Source organism: Caballeronia jiangsuensis (assembly GCF_046030135.1).
In the GTDB taxonomy this organism is placed as follows: Bacteria; Pseudomonadota; Gammaproteobacteria; order Burkholderiales; family Burkholderiaceae; genus Caballeronia; species Caballeronia jiangsuensis.
On sequence record NZ_JAQQDB010000030.1, the window covers coordinates 77531 to 96260 of the forward strand.

General features: G+C 62.8%; 19 protein-coding genes. 6 read left to right on the top strand and 13 right to left on the bottom strand.

The features are described from left to right. Positions 1-42 precede the first annotated feature (42 nt). From coxB to PQR08_RS27150, 3 genes are all read right to left on the bottom strand, one after another. Complete coding sequence (gene coxB / locus PQR08_RS27140; protein WP_408162942.1) at positions 43-1656, bottom strand: cytochrome c oxidase subunit II; 1614 nt, start codon at positions 1654-1656, stop codon at positions 43-45. Positions 1657-1700: 44 nt separating this feature from the next. Beyond that, positions 1701-2174: a DUF2244 domain-containing protein gene (locus PQR08_RS27145; protein ID WP_035497931.1), complete on the bottom strand. Its 474-nt coding sequence runs from the start codon at positions 2172-2174 to the stop codon at positions 1701-1703. A gap of 232 nt (positions 2175-2406) precedes the next feature. Continuing rightward, positions 2407-3387: a methyltransferase domain-containing protein gene (locus PQR08_RS27150; protein WP_408162944.1), complete on the bottom strand. Its 981-nt coding sequence runs from the start codon at positions 3385-3387 to the stop codon at positions 2407-2409. A 149-nt stretch (positions 3388-3536) separates the two neighbouring features. On the opposite strand from PQR08_RS27150, the gene PQR08_RS27155 reads away from it, so the two are divergent. Together PQR08_RS27155 and trmL are read left to right on the top strand one after the other, a co-directional pair. Further along, positions 3537-4322 (top strand): phosphoribosyltransferase family protein, encoded by a 786-nt coding sequence (locus PQR08_RS27155; protein ID WP_408162946.1) that lies wholly within the window; start codon positions 3537-3539, stop codon positions 4320-4322. A 22-nt stretch (positions 4323-4344) separates the two neighbouring features. Then, complete coding sequence (trmL, locus tag PQR08_RS27160) at positions 4345-4815, top strand: tRNA (uridine(34)/cytosine(34)/5-carboxymethylaminomethyluridine(34)-2'-O)-methyltransferase TrmL (protein WP_250482973.1); 471 nt, start codon at positions 4345-4347, stop codon at positions 4813-4815. On the opposite strand, the gene PQR08_RS27165 is transcribed toward trmL, so the two are convergent. From PQR08_RS27165 to PQR08_RS27185, 5 genes are all read right to left on the bottom strand, one after another. After that, positions 4788-5318 carry an O-acetyl-ADP-ribose deacetylase gene (locus PQR08_RS27165; protein WP_408162949.1) on the bottom strand — a complete coding sequence of 177 codons (531 nt, stop codon included), beginning with the start codon at positions 5316-5318 and terminating at the stop codon, positions 4788-4790. The genes trmL and PQR08_RS27165 overlap by 28 nt on opposite strands. 28 nt (positions 5319-5346) lie before the next feature. Then, the gene (locus PQR08_RS27170; RefSeq protein ID WP_408162951.1) at positions 5347-6345 is read right to left on the bottom strand and encodes an NAD(P)H-dependent glycerol-3-phosphate dehydrogenase; all 999 of its coding nucleotides are present in this window, start codon (positions 6343-6345) and stop codon (positions 5347-5349) included. A gap of 28 nt (positions 6346-6373) precedes the next feature. Beyond that, the gene (gene secB, locus PQR08_RS27175; RefSeq protein WP_035497535.1) at positions 6374-6844 is read right to left on the bottom strand and encodes a protein-export chaperone SecB; all 471 of its coding nucleotides are present in this window, start codon (positions 6842-6844) and stop codon (positions 6374-6376) included. 67 nt (positions 6845-6911) lie between these two features. Beyond that, on the bottom strand, positions 6912-7172 hold the full coding sequence (grxC, locus tag PQR08_RS27180) for a glutaredoxin 3 (RefSeq protein WP_008351780.1): 261 nt from the start codon (positions 7170-7172) through the stop codon (positions 6912-6914). Continuing rightward, positions 7169-7594 carry a rhodanese-like domain-containing protein gene (locus PQR08_RS27185; RefSeq protein WP_408162959.1) on the bottom strand — a complete coding sequence of 142 codons (426 nt, stop codon included), beginning with the start codon at positions 7592-7594 and terminating at the stop codon, positions 7169-7171. Before PQR08_RS27185 ends, grxC begins: the two co-directional genes overlap by 4 nt. Positions 7595-7776: 182 nt before the next feature. Between PQR08_RS27185 and gpmA the strand changes: the two genes are divergently transcribed. The 4 genes from gpmA (at position 7777) to PQR08_RS27205 (ending at position 12537) form a co-directional block, all read left to right on the top strand. Then, positions 7777-8523 (top strand): 2,3-diphosphoglycerate-dependent phosphoglycerate mutase, encoded by a 747-nt coding sequence (gene gpmA, locus PQR08_RS27190; protein ID WP_035497532.1) that lies wholly within the window; start codon positions 7777-7779, stop codon positions 8521-8523. 265 nt (positions 8524-8788) lie between these two features. Then, the gene (locus tag PQR08_RS27195) at positions 8789-10372 is read left to right on the top strand and encodes a S41 family peptidase (protein WP_035497529.1); all 1584 of its coding nucleotides are present in this window, start codon (positions 8789-8791) and stop codon (positions 10370-10372) included. 103 nt (positions 10373-10475) lie between these two features. Continuing rightward, positions 10476-11246 (top strand): HesA/MoeB/ThiF family protein, encoded by a 771-nt coding sequence (locus PQR08_RS27200; RefSeq protein WP_250482971.1) that lies wholly within the window; start codon positions 10476-10478, stop codon positions 11244-11246. A 73-nt stretch (positions 11247-11319) separates the two neighbouring features. Next, complete coding sequence (locus PQR08_RS27205; RefSeq protein WP_408162953.1) at positions 11320-12537, top strand: autotransporter strand-loop-strand O-heptosyltransferase; 1218 nt, start codon at positions 11320-11322, stop codon at positions 12535-12537. 697 nt (positions 12538-13234) lie between these two features. On the opposite strand, the gene ptsP is transcribed toward PQR08_RS27205, so the two are convergent. From ptsP to gshA, 5 genes are all read right to left on the bottom strand, one after another. Further along, positions 13235-14995, bottom strand: coding sequence for a phosphoenolpyruvate--protein phosphotransferase (ptsP, locus tag PQR08_RS27210; RefSeq protein WP_187607401.1), 1761 nt, complete (start codon positions 14993-14995; stop codon positions 13235-13237). Between the two features lie 222 nt (positions 14996-15217). Beyond that, positions 15218-15487, bottom strand: a complete 270-nt coding sequence (locus PQR08_RS27215; protein ID WP_187607400.1) for an HPr family phosphocarrier protein — start codon at positions 15485-15487, stop codon at positions 15218-15220. A 36-nt stretch (positions 15488-15523) separates the two neighbouring features. After that, positions 15524-16012, bottom strand: a complete 489-nt coding sequence (locus tag PQR08_RS27220) for a PTS sugar transporter subunit IIA (RefSeq protein WP_035497527.1) — start codon at positions 16010-16012, stop codon at positions 15524-15526. A gap of 281 nt (positions 16013-16293) precedes the next feature. Continuing rightward, complete coding sequence (gshB, locus tag PQR08_RS27225) at positions 16294-17250, bottom strand: glutathione synthase (protein ID WP_238209625.1); 957 nt, start codon at positions 17248-17250, stop codon at positions 16294-16296. Between the two features lie 52 nt (positions 17251-17302). Next, a complete protein-coding gene (gene gshA, locus PQR08_RS27230) occupies positions 17303-18592 on the bottom strand; it encodes a glutamate--cysteine ligase (RefSeq protein ID WP_187607398.1) in 1290 nt (429 codons plus the stop codon). Positions 18593-18730 lie beyond the last annotated feature (138 nt).

Consider the following 18730-nt stretch of genomic DNA (forward strand, 5'->3'; position numbering starts at 1 on the left):
TTCCGTTGCGGTTCGGCGAAGGAAAGCTACACGCTCGGCACGTCAAGCAGCCGGACTGATTTCCACGCGGCGGGCTTCCTTGTTATCGGCGCCGCCGGTGATGGTTTCCGGTTTCTTCAACACGATACGGTCTTCCGACACGCCCGCGGCCTTCAGCGCGTCACGCACGGCTTGCGCGCGGCGCTTGGCGAGATCGGCGTTCAGATCGGCGTTGCCGGTCGCATCCGTGAAGCCGGACAGCGCGATCTTCGCGTCAGGATGCGCCTTTGCGTAGGCCGCTGCGGCGTCCACCGCGCTTTTCGCGTCGGCGGGCAGCGCGTCCTTGCCCGTCTCGAAGTAAATGCTCGCGGGCAGGCCGGCGGCTTGCGTAGCTTCCGCGCCGGATGCCGCCGGCGCGCTCGCCTCGGCTGCCGCAGGCGCGGCGCTCGCCGCTTCAGGCGCCGATGCCGCCGCCGCGTTGCCGCCGCCTTGCGGCATCTTGCCCGCCTTGGCGTCGATCACCTGCTTCGGCTGGAGAAGGTCGCCGGTGTGGTTGCCCCAACTGTTGCGCTCGAACGTGACGACCGATGCGATCTCGACATCGTTCAGCACGCCTTGCCACGGCGGCATAGCGCCCTTGCCGTGCAGCACGATATTCAGATGGTCGGCGATCGAGCCATTCGCGATCTTCGAGCCGTCGAGCGCCGGGAACTGGCCCGCGCCCTTGCCGGTCGGCTGGTGGCAGACCGCGCAGTTCGACGTGTAGACCTGCTGGCCGCGCGCCATCAGTTCATCTTTAGTGTAGGTCTTGAGGGGATCGTCGGCGCCTGCGGCCATCTTCTTCTTTTGCGCATCGACCCACTTCGCGTAGTCGTCGGCTGACAGCACTTCGACCACCACCGGCATGTACGCGTGCTCCTTGCCGCACAGTTCCGTACAGAAGCCGCGATACGTGCCCACCTTCTCGGCCTTGAACCAGGTGTCGCGCACGAAGCCCGGAATCGCATCCTGCTTCACGCCGAACGCCGGGACATACCACGAGTGCACGACATCGTTCGCCGTGGTGATGATGCGGATCTTCTTGTCGACCGGCACCACGAGCGGGTTGTCGACTTCCTGCAGATACAGCGTCGAAATGGGCTTCTGGCCGTTCGTCTCGCTGCGCGGCGTGGAGAGCGTCGAGAGGAAATTGATGCCTTCGCCCGGCCCCTTCACGTAGTCGTAGCCCCACTTCCACTGGTAGCCGGTGACCTTCACCGTGAGATCGGCGTTGGAGGTGTCCTTCATCGCGACGACGGCCTTCGTTGCCGGCAGCGCCATCAGGATGACGATGACGAACGGCACGATCGTCCAGATGATTTCGACGGTGGTGCTTTCGTGGAAATTGGCCGGCTTGAACCCCTTCGACTTGCGATGGACGATCAGCGAATAGAACATCACCCCGAACACGCCCAAGAAAATGACGGTACAGATGATGAGCATGAAGATATGGAGGCCGTAGAGCTCCTCGGCGATCTTCGTCACAGGCTGCTGGAAGTTGATCTCGTTGACAGCAGGACCGCCTGGACTGTTTTCGACCGCCAGGGCCGCGCAGGCGGTGAGCAGTGTGCCTGCCGCCAGCACGCCCGAGAGGGCTCGCTTGATTGTTTTCATAGCATCCTTACCCAAATTTTCCATTCAAACCCTCGACCCCCGTGACATCGCGCGCCTGCCGGCTCCTCTCAAAGGCGTCTCAGCGACGCCTGCAACTCGGCAGCAAATTGTTTGCGACGATGCTGTGCAAGGTGTTGTCCGATTTTCACCGATTGACCGCGCGATACGATCGTGAGCGGCTCCCTCGGCGTCGCGCCCGTTTCAACCCGCACCCAGCGCGGGTTGAACTCGAACTGCGTCAGCTCTTCGGCGTTCATCTGTTCGATCAACAACCGGTTTTGATACAACCGGATTCGTTCGTAGTCGACCGCATGGCGCGCGTAAATCAGGAACGCGATGCCCACGACCGTCAACTCGACTCCGGTGAACGGCAGCACCAGCCAGGCGCCATTCAGGAACAGCGGCGTTGCGATTGCCAGCGAAAACAGCGCAAGCGACAAATAGAAGCCCACGAACTGGCGCGGCGACACCGAGCAGTTTCGCTTCATCAGCCAGTCTTTGATGACCGGCTCGGACTCCGTCAGCGTCTGGCTGGCTTGCATCGCTGCCTCCATCAATCCGCACGCAATCGCATACTTTCGCTCGGATTTCGCCCAAATTTGTGACAGACCAGGCGACAAACTGACGCATTATAGGCGTCTTAAGTGGCATCCACAAGCAAGGGTCGTAACGTCGCAAAGCCAAGCGCCACAAGCTTCTGCGCCTTTTTGACGCACCTTTTTGCGCGCTTTTTTTGCGCAAATTTCAGACATAACAACCGCGCTCTTTACCGATTCAGCGTTTCGGTTTCGAGCCTCGTCCAATATCTTCCAGACGCACGATGCCGTGCCCTTCCGCCGTCGTGCGCGGCACTGCTTTCCATGCGTGACCGTAGATCACTTCGAATGTGAGCGGGATCGTGCCGTCGTCGTGGCGAAGCGCTTCGAGCGCCTGATGCACCGCGCCGCGCACGACCTTCGCATCCGCGCGGCCTGCGCCGGACGCGCGGTCGAACGGATACGCGCCCCAGCGCGTCACGTCGGCGAAGAGCGATTCGGGCGACTTGTACGTGATGGTCAGCACTTCCTGATCCATCACCGGAATTTCGAAGCCGCTTTCCACGAGCATGTCGCCGAGATCGTGCATGTCGACGAAATCGATCGTGTGCGGTTCAGGGTCGAGCCCGAGCGTGCGTTCGGCTTCGCGATATGCGGCTCTGAGTTCACGCAGCGTGTCCGGGCCGAAGGTGCTGAACATCAGCAGGCCGTTCACCTTGAGCACGCGCTGCCATTCAGGGAAAACGAGGTCCGGACGCGGATGCCAGTGCAATGCGAGGTTCGACCACAGCAACTCGAATGCGCCCGGAGCGAACGGCAACTCGGAAAAATCAGCCTGCGCGAGTTGCGGTCCGCGTGCGCCGAAGGCCTTCGCGAGCGTCGATGGAAGAAAGCGGCGCCAGCCCGCGCCATTGTCGAGGTCCGCGGCTTCGGCGACGCGGGCGCGCGCGAGCATCGCGGACGAAATGTCGACGCCGGTCACCGACGCCTCTGCAAAACGTTCCCGCAGACCGCCCAGGTCCGCTCCGACGCCGCACGCCGCATCGAGGACGCGCATCGGCGCGACCTTGATGTATTCGAGCCGCTCGCGCATGCGCTCCGCGATTTCGCGCGGCAGGAACGCGACCTCGTCGAAGGTGGCGGCGCGACCATCGAAGATCGCGCGCAAACGACGCGGATCATAGGCCGAACGGCTGGTTTCAGGGGATGTCGGGGACATGTCGATCTTTTCGCGGAGAGTGCGAAGTATACTCGGTCGTCTCGAAAACAACCCATGCGAAGTGCTGATACGAGGCATAAACGCTTCCTGAAGCGCAAAGAATGCGCGTGTTTAGCGCTTCGAGCCGTGATTTTTCCGATCTCGCCGTCATGAAAGCCGACAGCATCCGCCTTCCATCCCAGACGCCCACAGCAGCGCGCCTTCGCGGATTCGCGTCTGCCGCGCTTCGGCTCGCCGCCCGCGCGTTGCCGAGCCAATGCGCGTTATGCGGCAATTTGTCGCAAAGAGTGCTGTGCGACGGTTGCGATGCGCAGTACTGGAACGAACCGCGTCTGCGCTGCGCGACCTGCGCGTTGCCGATGGCGGCGTCGGCCATCCGGCGTGAACGCGAGAACGCGCGCCTGCATTGCGGCGCGTGCCTCGAATCGCCGCCCGCGTTCAACGACACGCTCGCGCTGGCCGACTATCGCGCGCCGCTCGATACACTCGCCGTCGAGCTGAAGTTTCGTGCGCTGCTTGCGGCGGGCGAAGCATTTGCGCGGAATCTGCGCGCGGTTTTTGAGGACAGCGATCTGCCCAGGCCGGACCTGATCGTGCCGGTGCCGTTGTCGCATACGCGGCTCGTCGCGCGCGGTTATAACCAGGCGTGGGCCATCGCGCGTCCGCTCGCGCGCATGATGAGCGTGCGAGCCGATGCGTCGATCGTCACGCGGGTCCGGCATACGTCGGCACAATCGCGTCTGGATCAGGAAACGCGCCGCCGCAACGTCGCGAGCGCGTTCGCCGTTTCGGGCGATGTGCGTGGCAAGCACGTCGGCGTCGTCGATGACGTGATGACTTCCGGCGCAACGCTCGACGCCCTCGCCCGCACGCTCAAGCTTGCCGGCGCGCGGCGCGTCAGCAATTTCGTGGCGCTCCGTACGCCAAAAGATTAACTACTTTCATCCACAGCAATCCATGTTCAACGTCGTACTCGTCGAACCCGAAATTCCGCCGAACACCGGCAACGTGATCCGCCTGTGCGCGAACACGGGCGCGCGCCTGCATCTGATCGAGCCGCTCGGCTTCCCGCTCGACGATGCGAAGATGCGCCGCGCCGGCCTCGACTATCACGAGTACGCCGAAATGAACGTCCATGCGAACTGGGATGCTTTCATCGCCAGGGAAGCACCGGATGTCACGCGCATGTTCGCTTTCACGACGCGCGGTTCGACGCCGTTCTTCGATCACGCGTTCAAAACGGGCGACTGGTTCGTGTTCGGCGCAGAGACGCGCGGCCTCGCGCCCGCATTGCTGGAACGCTTTCCGACCGAGCAGCGCGTGCGCCTGCCGATGCGGCCCGGCAATCGCAGCCTGAATCTGTCGAATACGGTGGCGATCGTGACGTTCGAAGCGTGGCGTCAGGCGGGTTTCGAAGGCGGCGCCTGAGCAGCCAGCTCGGCCTGATAGAGCGCGAGCATGTCCTTCAGAAAACACGCGAAGATAACGTGCTGCACGGCCGGCGTGGAAGGCAGGGTCTCGATGACCGTGCGCACCGCGATCTGCACGGCCTGCTCCGGCGGAAAGTGATAGATGCCGCAACTGATCGCGGGAAACGCGATCGACGTGCAGCCGGCTTCCTGAGCGACTTCGAGCGAGCGGCGATAGCAGCTCGCGAGCAATTCCGGCTCTTTCTTGTGGCCGCCGCTCCAGCGCGGACCGACCGCGTGAATCACGTGCTTCGCGGGGAGATCGTGGCCGCCGGTGATTTTCGCGTCGCCGGTTTCGCAGCCGCCGAGCGTCTCGCACTCACGCAGCAACCCCTTCCCCGCCTTTCGATGGATCGCGCCGTCGACGCCTCCGCCACCGAGCAACGACTTGTTCGCCGCGTTGACGATGGCGTCCACTTTCAGCGTGGTGATGTCGACGACCTGTGCTTCCAGCCTGACCATCGCAACCTCCTCGCGGATGAACGCGGAGCTACTCGGCCTTCGCGTCCCGGCTGAGCAATGCCTGCACCGCATCGCGCGGCGCCACGTTATCGAAGAGCACGCGGCATACCGCCTGCGTGATCGGCATGTCGATGCCACGCGATTGCGCGAGTCCGAGCACGGCGCGCGCGCATCGCACGCCTTCCGCGACGTGACCGAGCGCCGCGAGGATCTCGTCGAGCGTGCGTCCGCTCGCGAGTTGCTTGCCGACCGTCCGATTGCGCGACAGATCGCCCGTTGCCGTGAGAATGAGATCGCCCAGCCCGGTCAGACCGTTGAACGTCTCCGCGCGGCCGCCGAGCGCGACGCCCAGACGCGACATCTCCGCGAGCCCGCGCGTAATCAGCGCCGCGCGCGCATTCAGGCCGAGGCCGAGGCCATCCGAAATGCCTGTCGCGATCGCGAGCACGTTCTTCACGGCGCCGCCCACTTCGACGCCGATCACGTCGTCGCCGGTATAGATGCGCATCGCGCCGTGATGGAACGCCGCGACCGTGCGCGCGCCGAGTTGCGCCGATGTGCTCGCGACGGTCAGCGCGACCGGCAGGCCCTGCCCCACTTCGCGCGCGAAGCTAGGGCCGGACAGCGTGCCGTTGCTGCGGTGCCCGGGCAGTTCGGCGGCGACGACTTCATTGGGCAGACACTGCGTATCCGCCTCGAAGCCTTTGCACAGCCAGACGATATGCGCCGGCACGACGCCCGCCTGCCGCATCGCGCGGCACAGCGCGCGCAAGCCGGCGACGGGTGTCGCGACGACACACAGCGCGTCGTCCGCCGACGCATGTGCGAGCGCCGCGTTGAAGTCCGCCTCGAAATCGAGCGCGTGCGGCAACGCCACGCCTTCGAGATAGCGCGTGTTTTCGTGCGTGCGGGAGAGGGATTCGATGAGTGCGGCGTCGCGCGCCCAGAGCGTCGTGTCGTGCCGGGTTGCGAGGTGGCCCGCAAGAGCGGTGCCCCACGCGCCGGCGCCGAGAACGGCTACTTTCATGCTCGGCTCCGGTTCGGCAGCGTTGGCGTCAATGCGTCGCGCCGTTCGCCGCGCCTTCCTGCGCGCTTGCGAGCTGGGCGATGCGTTGCTCGTACAGCGCCTGGAAGTTGATTTCCGCGAGGTGGATCGGCGGGAAACCGGCGCGTGTGATCGCATCGGCGATGTTCGAGCGCAGGTACGGGAACAGGATGGTCGGGCATGCGATGCCGACGAGCGGATCGATCTGATCGGCCGGAATGTTGCGGATATCGAAGATGCCTGCCTGCTTCGCCTCGATCAGGAACGCGACCTTGCCCGCGACCTTCGCCGTCACGGTGCCCGTGACCAGCACTTCGAAGACGCTTTCGGCGAGGCGGTCTGCCTTGACGTCGACTTCGACTTCGACCGACGGCATTTCCTGCTCGAGGAAAATGGCCGGCGAATTCGGCTGCTCGAGCGACATGTCCTTCAGATAGATGCGCTGGATGTTGAAAAACGGCTGATTGTTCTCGTCGGACATAGTGATTTCCTAGGTAAATCGGTATGCGGCGCGCGTTTTCACGTAGAAGCGCGCCGCGAGTGTGTCTTCACGCGGATTCGAGCAGCGGCACGAGACCGCCTTTGCGGTCGAGCGCGGACAGATCGTCGTAGCCGCCGACATGCGTTTCGCCGATATAAACCTGCGGCACGGTGCGCCGGCCCGTGCGCGTCATCATTTCCTCGCGCCGGCCCGGTTCACGGTCGATCAGGATCTTCTCGATTGTTTCGACCCCGCGGGACTTTAAAAGACGTTCGGCCATCTGGCAATACGGGCACACGACCGTGCTGTACATCACCACTTTCTTCACTTGACTGCTCCTTGTTTCACCACCGGCATGCCGGCCTTTTGCCAGGCGTCGACTCCGCCTTGCAAAACGTGGACCTCGGCGTAACCCGCCTCGGACACGGCGCGGCTCGCGCGCTGCGATTCCTGACCGGTTTGGCAAACGAGCACGACCGGATTGCTCTTATTCTTTGCGATCTGGCCGATTTTTGCTTGAAGCTCCGTCAATTCGACGTTTCGTGCCTGCGGCAGATGTCCCTTGGCGAACTCCGCGGCGGACCGCAGATCGACGATCACGGCGTTGCGCCGGTTGATGAGCGTGGTGGCTTCGGCGGGGGAAATGCCGCCGCGCCCGCGCCGCATGATGGCGGGCCAGAGGAGCAGCGCGCCGGAAACGAGCGCGACGACGATGAGTGCGATATTCGTGTAATTGGTGAAAAACTTCACGTCAGGGCCGCCGAAATTTAGTAGGAAAGGAAGAAAGGGAAATAGGCGCAATCGGAGCATTATAAAATAACCGTTTCCCGCGATGGCCTCCGCCGTCCGGCCGATGGCGACACCCCGTCCGTGCGTGCAGGATGACGGGGTGCGATCGGCGCACCCGCTTTTTCAACTGACCGACCGAAATCATGTACAAGCTAGTGCTCATCCGCCACGGCGAATCGACGTGGAACAAGGAAAACCGCTTCACGGGCTGGGTCGACGTCGACCTGACCGAGCAGGGCAACCGGGAAGCGCGCCAGGCCGGCGTGCTGTTGAAGGAAGCTGGCTATACGTTCGATATCGCCTACACGTCGGTGCTCAAGCGCGCGATCCGCACGCTGTGGCACGTGCAGGACGAGATGGACCAGATGTATATCCCGGTCGTGCATTCGTGGCGTCTGAACGAGCGGCACTACGGCGCGCTCGCGGGCCTCAACAAGGCCGAAACGGCGAAGAAGTACGGCGACGATCAGGTGCTCGTATGGCGCCGCAGCTACGACACGCCGCCGCCCGCGCTCGAACCGGGCGACGAGCGCGCGTCGTTCAACGATCCGCGTTACGCCAAGGTGCCGCGCGAGCAGTTGCCGCTCACCGAGTGCCTGAAAGACACCGTCGCGCGCGTGCTGCCGGTCTGGAACGAGTCGATCGCGCCGGCCATCAAGTCGGGCAAGCAGGTCGTGATCTCGGCGCACGGCAACTCGATCCGCGCGCTGGTCAAGTATCTGGACAATATCTCCGATGACGACATCGTCGGACTGAACATCCCGAACGGCGTGCCGCTCGTCTATGAACTCGACGAAAATCTGAAGCCCATCAAGCATTACTATCTGGGCGATCCGGAAGCCATCGCGGCCGCGCAGGCCGCTGTCGCCAAGCAGGGCAAGGCGGGCTGACGTCGTATCGCGGGCCGCAGTGTCCTGATCCCGCGATGCAATCCGCGCGTCGAGCGTGCTGTAAAAAGCGCCCTCGACGCATATGACGCGCGGCTGACGGCCTGCCGGCGGCATCGACATATTCGCGTTGAAACGTGCGCAACCCTACGCTGCGAGGCGTCGAAGCCTCGGGCATTTAAGTTGCGTTTAAGTCGTTAATTGAGACGACCGGGTATACTGGCCCGTCACCTACGATGCTGCTCATTCGAGTCCGACCGCACTCTCTATGCGAATGAACCTGAAAAATTTCGGCCTGATCGCCGCAGGCATTGCTGCCGGCGCACTCGCGACGCTGCAGATTTCCGCATCCGCACAGCAATCCGCCTCCTCGCCGCTGCCGCTCGAACAATTGCGGCTTTTCGCCGAAGTTTTCGGGCAAATCAAGCACGAATACGTCGAACCCGTCGACGATAAAAAGCTCCTCACCGCCGCCATCAAAGGCATGGTGTCGAGTCTGGACCCGCACTCGTCCTATCTCGACAAGACCGATTACGAAGAACTGCAGGAGCAGACCAAGGGTCGCTTCGCGGGTCTCGGCATCGAGATCTCTTCAGAAGACGGGCTCATCAAGGTGATCTCGCCGATCGAGGACACGCCTGCGTTCCGCGCCGGCATTCGTCCGGGCGACCTCATCACGCGCATCAACGACAAGCCGGTGCGCGGCATGACGCTGGATAAAGCCGTGAAGCAGATGCGCGGCGAACCGGGCACGAAAGTCACGCTCACGATCTTCCGCAAGAGCGACGACCGCACCTTCCCGCTCACCGTGACGCGCGCCGTGATCCGCGTGCAGTCCGTGAAGATGAAGGTGCCGGAGCCGGGCTACGGCTATATCCGCATCACGAGCTTCCAGGAGCGCACGGTGCCTGATCTCGCGGCGAAGCTGCAGGATCTCGCGCGTCAGCAGCCGAATCTGAAGGGTCTCGTGCTCGACCTGCGGAACAACGGCGGCGGCCTCCTGCAAAGCGCGGTCGGCGTTGCGGGTGCTTTCCTGCCGGACAACGCGGTGGTTGTGTCGACCAATGGACAAATCGCGGACGCGAAGCAGACCTTCCGCGACACCTACGACAACTACCGTCTGCCTTCTTTCGATTCCGATCCGCTGAAGAGCGTGCCGGAAATCTTCAAGAAGGTGCCGATGGTCGTGCTGACCAACGCATACTCGGCGTCGGCTTCGGAGATCGTCGCGGGCGCGCTGCAGGATCATCACCGCGCGCTGATCGTGGGCAAGACGACTTTCGGCAAGGGTTCCGTGCAGACGGTTCGCCCGATGACCGCCGACTCCGCGCTGCGCCTGACGACCGCCTACTACTACACGCCGAGCGGCAAGTCGATCCAGAACCAGGGCGTGCGCCCGGACGTTCCGGTCGATCAATACGCGGACGGCGATCCGGATGACGCGCTCGTCACGCGCGAAGTCGATTACTCGAACCACCTCGCCAACACGCAGGATCCGAACGAGAAGAAGGAACAGGAACAGCGCGAGGCGGATCGCCTTGAGCAACTGCGCATTCTCGAAGAGCAGAACGACAAGAAGACGCCCGAGCAGCGCCGCAAGGATCGCGAGCGCAAGCCGGTCGAGTTCGGCAGTTCGGACGACTTCATGCTCCAGCAGGGGCTGAACAAGCTCGAAGGCAAGCAGGTCGTGGAGTCGAAGTCGTACAGCGAACGCAAGCTCGCGCAGAACAAGCCGCCGCGTTCGGCTTCCGCGCCTGTCGTGGCGCCTCCGGCGCTGCCGGCCACGCCGGGCTCCGCGCCGGCGTCGGGCGCGCAACCGGCTTCGTCGCCGACCGCGCAGCAATCGAAGTAATTTTCCTCTAGTCCTGCAAAAGGCTTCGCAGCATGATGTTGCGAAGCCTTTTCTCTTTTGCGCGCTTAGAATGCTTCGTTCGAGCAAGCCGATTCTTTCCGCAATGAACGACGATCAACTCCTTCGCTACTCCCGCCATATCCTCGTCGATGAAATCGGTATCGAGGCGCAGGAGCGTTTTCTCGACGCGCACGCGATCATCATCGGCGCTGGCGGCCTGGGCGCGCCCGCGGCGATGTATCTCGCGGCGTCGGGTATCGGAAAGATCACGCTGGTCGATGCCGATACCGTCGATCTCACGAATCTGCAGCGGCAGATCGTGCACATGACGCGATCGGTCGGCACGCTCAAGGTGGAGTCAGCGCGCGAGACGCTGAACGCGCTGAATCCCGGCGTCGAAGTCATCGCGGTGGCCGCGCGCGCGGACGCCGCTTGGCTCGACGCCAACATGCCCGGCGCTTCGGTCGTGCTCGATTGCAGCGACAACTTCGCGACGCGCCACGCGATCAACGCGGCCTGCGTCGCGCATCGCGTGCCGCTTGTGTCGGGCGCGGCGTTGCGTTTCGACGGACAGATCAGCACCTTCGACTTCCGCTCGCCGGATTCGCCGTGCTACGCGTGCGTGTTCCCGCCGGATCAGACGTTCGAGGAAGTCGCGTGCTCGACGATGGGCGTGTTCGCGCCGACGGTCGGCATCATCGGCGCGATGCAGGCGGCCGAGGCGCTGCGCGTGATCGGCGGCTTCGGCCAAACGCTCGCGGGTCGGCTGATGATGCTCGACTCGCTGCGCATGGAATGGAACACGATGAAGATCACGCGGCAGCCGGATTGCCCGGTTTGCGGAAACATGAAGATGCGGGAAGCGGCGCGCTGATTAGGTCGAGTCCTAAGCCGCCTTCCGGACGATCCACTTAAGCTGTCCGATCCGTCACAGACCGGATCGTCACTTGAGCATCGTCACTCCAGCGCCAAGCACGCAGCGCGGACTCACGCACAGCGCGTTCGTCCGGCCATCGCTTCCTCAACTCGCTGGACCGGAAGGCATCCTTTACGATTTCAACTACGGTTGCCGCGTGCAGGTTCCGGTCGACGGATGGCGAGTCCGCATGGTCGATCTGGACACCTTCAGCCAGGTTTTCGACGAGCGCGTCGAAGCGAATTCGATCGTCACGAGCCGGCGCAAGTATTTTGTGCGCTTCGAACTCCAGGTGATCGACCGCGAACGCCTCGTTTTTCACCACGCCTACGACGCACGCGGCCGCCATGTCCTGATCCATCCTTCCGGCACGGCGCTCGGCGACACGCTCGCGTGGATGCCGGCCGTGGAAGCCTTCCGGCTACAGGAGCAGTGCGAAGTTCACGTCGTGCTGCCCGCGCATCTGCAAGCGCTATTCGTGAAGGGCTACCCGGCGATCCGCTTCGTGTCGTCTGAATCCGCCGATTCGATCGATGAACCGTTCTACGCCACCTACCATCTCGGTTTTTTCTCTCCGTACACCGATCGCGATCATCAGCCGACCGACCCGCGGATGAGCAGCCTGCAGGACGCGGCCGCTTATCTGCTCGGCGTGCCATGCGAGGAGCGGCGGCCGAACATCGTCGTTGCGGAGTCGGCGCGGCGCGTGGTTGAGCGCTACGTCTGCATCGCGACGCAATCGACGGCACAGTGCAAGTACTGGAACAACCCGCGTGGCTGGACAGTGCTGATCGCTCATCTGAAATCGCGGGGATATCGCGTGCTCTGCATCGATCAGCATCGCGAGTTCGGCGGCGATGGCGTCATCAACACGATGCCGGAAGGCTGCGAGGACTTTACGGGGAATCATCCGCTCGAGGAGCGCGCGAGTCTGCTCAAGCACGCGGACTTTTTCGTGGGACTGGGGAGTGGACTGTCGTGGCTTGCGTGGGCAATGGGAACGCCAGTGGTGATGATCAGCGGCTTCAGTCATCCGCATACCGAGTTCCGCACACCGTATCGTGTGATCAACTTTCACGCATGCAACAGTTGCTTCAACGACACGACCTGCGATTTCGATGACCGGGACTTTCTGTGGTGTCCGCGCCGCCGCGACACACCCGGGCGCTTTCAATGCAGCACGGCGATCTCACCCGAGCAGGTTATCGCGCAGGTGGAACGGCTGATCGTTGATCACGGGCTGGTCTAGAGCGTGTTTGGCATTTTCGCTATGGAAATGCTTGCGCGATGGATCTGGTTTTCGCTGGATCCCGATTTCGTGGTGGTCTATTAGCACTGCCCCTCCCCGGGGCGGGGGTCACTTTCTTTGCTGCTGCAAAGAAAGTAACCAAAGAAAGCAGCTATCCCCAGCCTAAGCACTTCACACCGGCCGCGGCACAGGCGATTGGCCTAATGGCCCTGCTGTAGCAAGTGCCCCCGCAAGCAGATAAGGGCTTGGACCGCGCACGGTCTGACCCATCGCGCCACACAAGAAACTGGTTCAGCACCAAATAGCTCCGGCCCGCTTCGCGGCCGATCGGTCAATCGGGTCCGCGCGTGTTCTCTAGCTAACGCCGCCATCTCACTGCCTTCGTCGTTAGTCGGTTTCGCTTGCATACCCTACGGCAGCGCGCAGCGCTGTGCCGAAGCTATTTGGTGCTGAACCAGCGCGCTATAACTTCTGGCTCGTCAGACCGTGCGCGAGCCAAGCCCGATTGGATCTTTGGGGGCGACACTTAGGCGAGTGCCACTTGCGGCTGGCAAGCATGGCCAAAGTGCGTGTGACCGCGGGCCTGAACGAGCTGCTTTCTTTGGTTACTTTCTTTGCAGCAGCAAAGAAAGTGACCCCCGCCCCGGGGAGGGGCAGTGCTAATAAACCGACACGCCATCGGGATCCGGCGAAAACGCTAAATCTTCTGCAACGCGGTGAGCGCGGCCTGCAACTCCGCAGGCTCATACGCCGCCATCACATCCGCGACCGGCTTCTCAAACGCCTTCAGATTCGACCGCAAGATTTCCTGCTTCACGACAAGCAACTGGCTCGGATGCATCGAGAACTCGGTCAGCCCAAGCCCAAGCAGCAGGCGCGTGACGGCGGGATCGCCCGCCATTTCCCCACACACCGACACCGGCACGCCCGCTCGCTTCGCTTCGCGCAAGGTGAACGCGATCAGATTCAGCACCGCCGGATGCAGCGGATCGTAGAGATGCGCGACCGAGTTGTCGGCGCGATCGATCGCGAGCGTGTACTGGATCAGGTCGTTCGTGCCGATCGACAGAAAATCGAGCCTGCTCAGAAACAGCCTCACCGCGATGGCCGCAGCTGGAATCTCGATCATCGCGCCGACCTGTACCTGGCGGTCATACGCGACGCCTTCTTCATCGAGCTGACGCTTCGCCTCGCGGATCAGATCGAGCGTCTGGTCGATTTCCTGCGCATGCGCGAGCATCGGAATCAGAATCTTGGTCGGACCGAACGCCGACGCGCGCAGGATCGCCCGCAACTGCGTGATGAACATCTGAGGCTCGGACAAGCTCCAGCGGATCGCGCGCAGGCCGAGCGCGGGATTGGGCGCGGTTTCGTAACCGTCACCGCCGCTCATCGAATCGAGCGGCTTGTCTGCGCCGACGTCGATCGTGCGGATCGTCACCGGCTTGCCGTTCATCAGCTCGACCGCGCGCTTGTACGCCTCGAACTGCTCCTCTTCCTCCGGCAACTGGTCCTTGTGATTCATGAAGAGGAACTCAGTGCGGAACAGGCCCACGCCCATCGCGCCCGCTTCGACCGCGACTTGCGCGTCTTCCGGCAGTTCGATATTCGCGCACAGCTCGATCTTCGTGCCGCAAAGCGTTTGCGTCGGCGAGAACTTCAGGCGCTGCAGCTTGCGCTGCTCGAGCACCTTCTCGCTTTGCCGGTACGAATATTCTTCGAGGACGATCGGCGCAGGATCGACGATGACAATGCCATGATCGCCATCCACGATGATGAGATCGTTCTGGCGAATCAGCGCGCTCGCCTGCTGCACGCCGACGGACGCCGGAATGCCGAGGCTGCGCGCGACGATCGCCGTGTGCGATGTGCGGCCGCCCAGATCGGTGACGAAGCCCTTGAACGCCTGCGTCTTGAACTGGAGCATGTCCGCCGGCGCGATATCGTGCGCAACGACGATCATCTCGTTATGGCCGTTGCTCGCGGCCGTATGCACGACGAGCGACGCGGCCGTCGGCGCGCCTGCGAGCGCCTTCAGCAGACGTTCGACGACCTGCTCGACATCCGCCTTGCGCTCGCGCAGGTATTCGTCCTCGATTTCATCGAAATAGCCGCCGAGGATTTCCAGTTGTTCGGTGAGCGCCCACTCGACGTTGTAACGGCGCGTGCGGATGAGATCGATGGTTTCCTGCACGAGCATGGCGTCGTTCAGGATCATCGTGTGAACATTGATGAACGCGCTCATTTCGCTGGGCGCGTCGGCGGAAAGATCTTCGCGCAGTGTTTCGAGCTCGGCGAGCACGCCCGCCTGCGCCGCGTAAAAACGAGCGATTTCAGCGTCGATCTGATCCGGTTCGATCAGATAATGGTCTACGTCGAGCGCTGCGGGCGCGATCAGGTACGCGCGCCCAATGGCGATGCCGCGCGAGACGGGAATTCCATGCAGCGTGAAGGACACGCGCACCTCCTCTAATTTTGATTGTCGCGGTCTGCCAAGGAGCCCCCTCGGCGGGCGCAAACCGCGCGTCCATTATAAGTTCGATTGACGTGGTAAGTCCCTGAACACACTGCGGCATCAGGGCCGCGACGGTTGCACGGAATTACGCGAACGCATGACGCGGATACGAAAAAGCCGCGTCGATGCGCGGCTTTTCATTGAATCGATACGGCGTACAAGCGCTTACTGGCCTTCCCCGAATTTGTCGGCGATCAGCGAGAGAATCGCCTGCATCGCTTCGGCTTCGTCGGCGCCTTCAGTTTCGATCGTCACCGTGCTGCCGATGCCCGCCGCCAGCATCATCACGCCCATGATGCTCTTCGCGTTGATCCGGCGGCCGTTGCGGCTCATCCAGATTTCGCATTGAAAGTTGCCCGCCAGTTGTGTGAGCTTGGCCGAAGCGCGTGCGTGGAGCCCCAGCTTGTTCACGATTGTTGTTTCTTGTTGCAGCATGATGCTCCGAGCGCTAGATGGATGAATTGAGCGGCGTCAGTGGCTCGCGGCCTTCGCGCTGACGAGATCCGCGCTCGCCGAGCACGCCGGATCGGGCGAGCCGGCTGCTTTCGTGGCAAGGGCGCAGGGATTGAGCGGCGTGGACGAATCCAGTTCCTGGATGCCCTTCGAGCCGCCCTGCAGGATTTTTTCGGTCAGCGTGTCGAGCGGCGTCGCGCGGTAGCAGACAGCGCGCACCAGCATCGGCAGATTACAGCCGGCGAGCACGCGCACGTCGGTATCGTGCAGGCTCGCCGCGATGTTTGCTGGTGTGGCGCCGAACACATCGGTCAGCACAATGGCGCCGTTGTCTTCCTTCAGACGATCGATTTCGGAGCGCGCGAACGCGCGGACTTCGACCGGATCGCAGTCCGGCGATACATCGATGACGCCGATGCGCGCCGGCAGACCGCCGTAGATATGGGCCACGCACTCGCGTAGCGCGGTGGCGAAAGGTGCATGCGCGATGATCAGGATGCCAGCCATGTCAGGATATTGCCCCAGCGACAAATTATCGACAAAAGTCAGACGATAACGTCAGATTTCGCTCGAAAACGCGCGAGCGACGCGAAACACAACACGTACGTGGGCGCCGGTCAGGCATAAATCAACAGCGTCCACTCGATTACCCACCCTGCGCCTCGATGCTTAACCACGCTTTAAGACGCGATGGCGCCCCAAACAGCGGGCGCCGGTCAGTCAATTGTAACAGTGTCGCCGGGATGAGTTTGACGCAGCGTCCGCGCGCGTTCCGTACGTCGGCGGACTCAGTGGACCGCGCGCTCCAGCGCGTCGATGAACATGCCGGCGACGTCGAAGCCGGTCTGATCCATGATCTCGCGGAAGCACGTCGGGCTCGTGACGTTGACCTCGGTGAGGTAGTCGCCGATCGCATCCAGCCCGGCCAGCAGCAAGCCGCGCGCTTGCAGCACCGGCCCGAGCGTTTCGGCGATTTCACGATCGCGCGCCGACAGCGGCTGCGCACGGCCGAGACCGCCCGCCGCGAGATTGCCGCGCACTTCGCTGCCCTGCGGAATGCGCGCGAGCGAGTACGGCACGGGCTGGCCGCCGATCACGAGAATGCGCTTGTCGCCGTCCGTGATTTCGGGGATGAACCGTTGCGCCATCACCGTGCGCGCCCCGTCCTCCGACAACATCTCGACGATCGAACCGAGATTCATGCCATCCGCCTTCACGCGGAACACGCCCATGCCGCCCATGCCGTCGAGCGGCTTGAGGATCACGTCGCCATGCTCGGCGTGAAATGCGCGCAGACGCGCCGCATCGCGCGTGACGAGCGTCGGCGTAACGAACTGCGGCCACTCCGCGATCGCGAGCTTCTCCGAGTGATCGCGGATCGCCTGCGGCTTATTGAAAACGCGCGCGCCGTTGCGCTCGGCGATCTCCAGCAGCCAGGTAGCGTTGACGTATTCGAGGTCGAACGGCGGGTCCTTGCGCATCAGCACGGCATCGAAATGCGTGAGCGGCAGATGCTCCGCCTGCTCGGCCGCGTACCACGGCCAGCGGTCGCTGTTCGCCTCGTCGCCGACGATCGCGATGCGCCGCACGCTCGCCTCGACCTTGACGCCCGTCCACGCGAGATGCTGCGGCTCGCACGCGTAGAGCACGTGGCCGCGCCGCGCGGCTTCGGCCATCATCGCGTAGGTCGTGTCCTTGTAGATCTTGAAACGATCGAGCGGGTCGGCGATAAAGAGGATGTTCATGAGAATTCGCTAGTTCGGTGCGCGGCCTGCGAGCTTACCGCAAGCCGTCACATCACACCTGAATGGCTTCCGGATCGGTCTTCTCGAGTTCGAGCGATGCCGCCAGCAGCCCGAGCCGCGCGACGACGCCGTACATGTAGAAGCGATTCGGTGGCGCGGCGCCGGGTTTGGCGTGCGTGTCGGGCAGCGCCGAGTGCTCGAAACCGAGCGGCACGAAGTGCATGCCCGGCGCGTTGAGGTTCTGATCGCGTTCGCGCGAGTCGTGCACGCGATAGAAACCGCCGACCACGTACCGGTCGATCATGTACACCACGGGTTCGGCGACCGCATTCTCCACGCGCTCGAACGTATGCACGCCTTCCTGCACGATCACGTCGTGGACTTGCAGCCCTTCCTTCGCGTCGTTCATCTTCGTGCGCTCGCGCTTGGTCAGTGCGGCAACCTCGCTTGCGTCGTGAACGGTCATCACGCCCTTTCCGTACGTGCCGGCGTCCGCCTTGATCACGACATAAGGACGCTCGCTGATGCCGTACTCGCGATACTTCTTCGCGATCTTCTTGAGCACGCCGTCGATGGCTTCGGCGAGCGCTTCCTCGCCGGTGCGCGCTTCGTAATCGACGCCTTCCACGTGCGCGAAATACGGATTCACCATCCACGGATCGATCTCGACGAGCTTCGAAAACTTCTTCGCGACGTCGTCATAGCAGGAGAAGTGCGTCGATTTGCGGCGCACGGCCCAGCCTGCGTGCAGCGGCGGCAGCAGATATTGCTCGTGCAGATTCTCCAGCACATGCGGAATGCCGGCGGAGAGATCGTTGTTGAGCAGGATCGAGCAGGGATCGAAGTTCTTCAGACCCAGACGCCGCGGCGTGCGCTCGAGCGGCTCCAGCACGATTTTCTGACCATCAGCGAGCGCGATGGTCACCGGACCGTGGATGTTCTCGTCGAGCGTCCCGAAGCGGATATTGAGTCCGGCCTGCCGCATGATCAGCGCAAGGCGCGCGACGTTCTCGAGATAGAACGCGTTGCGCGTATGGCGCTCGGGGATGACGAGCAGATTCTTCGCGTCGGGGCAGATTTTTTCGATGGACGCCATCGCCGCCTGCACCGCGAGCGGCAACACTTCCTGCGGCAGATTGTTGAATCCGCCGGGAAAGAGATTGGTGTCGACGGGCGCGAGCTTGAACCCCGCGTTGCGCAGATCGACCGAGCAGTAAAACGGCGGCGTGTGCTCTTGCCATTCGAGCCGGAACCACCGCTCGATAGCAGGCATGGCCTCGAGAATTTTCCGCTCGAGGTCGAGCAGCGGGCCACTTAACGCCGTAACTAGGTGCGGAACCATTGATTACTCGCGGACGGAAGACGAAAGATTGTAGAGCAATTGCTTTGCCTAATTGGGTATGAACCGCCAATTGACAAGGTTTCCCGGCAATTGCCGCCCGCGCGTGCCTTGACGAAAACACGACGAAAAACGGTCAGG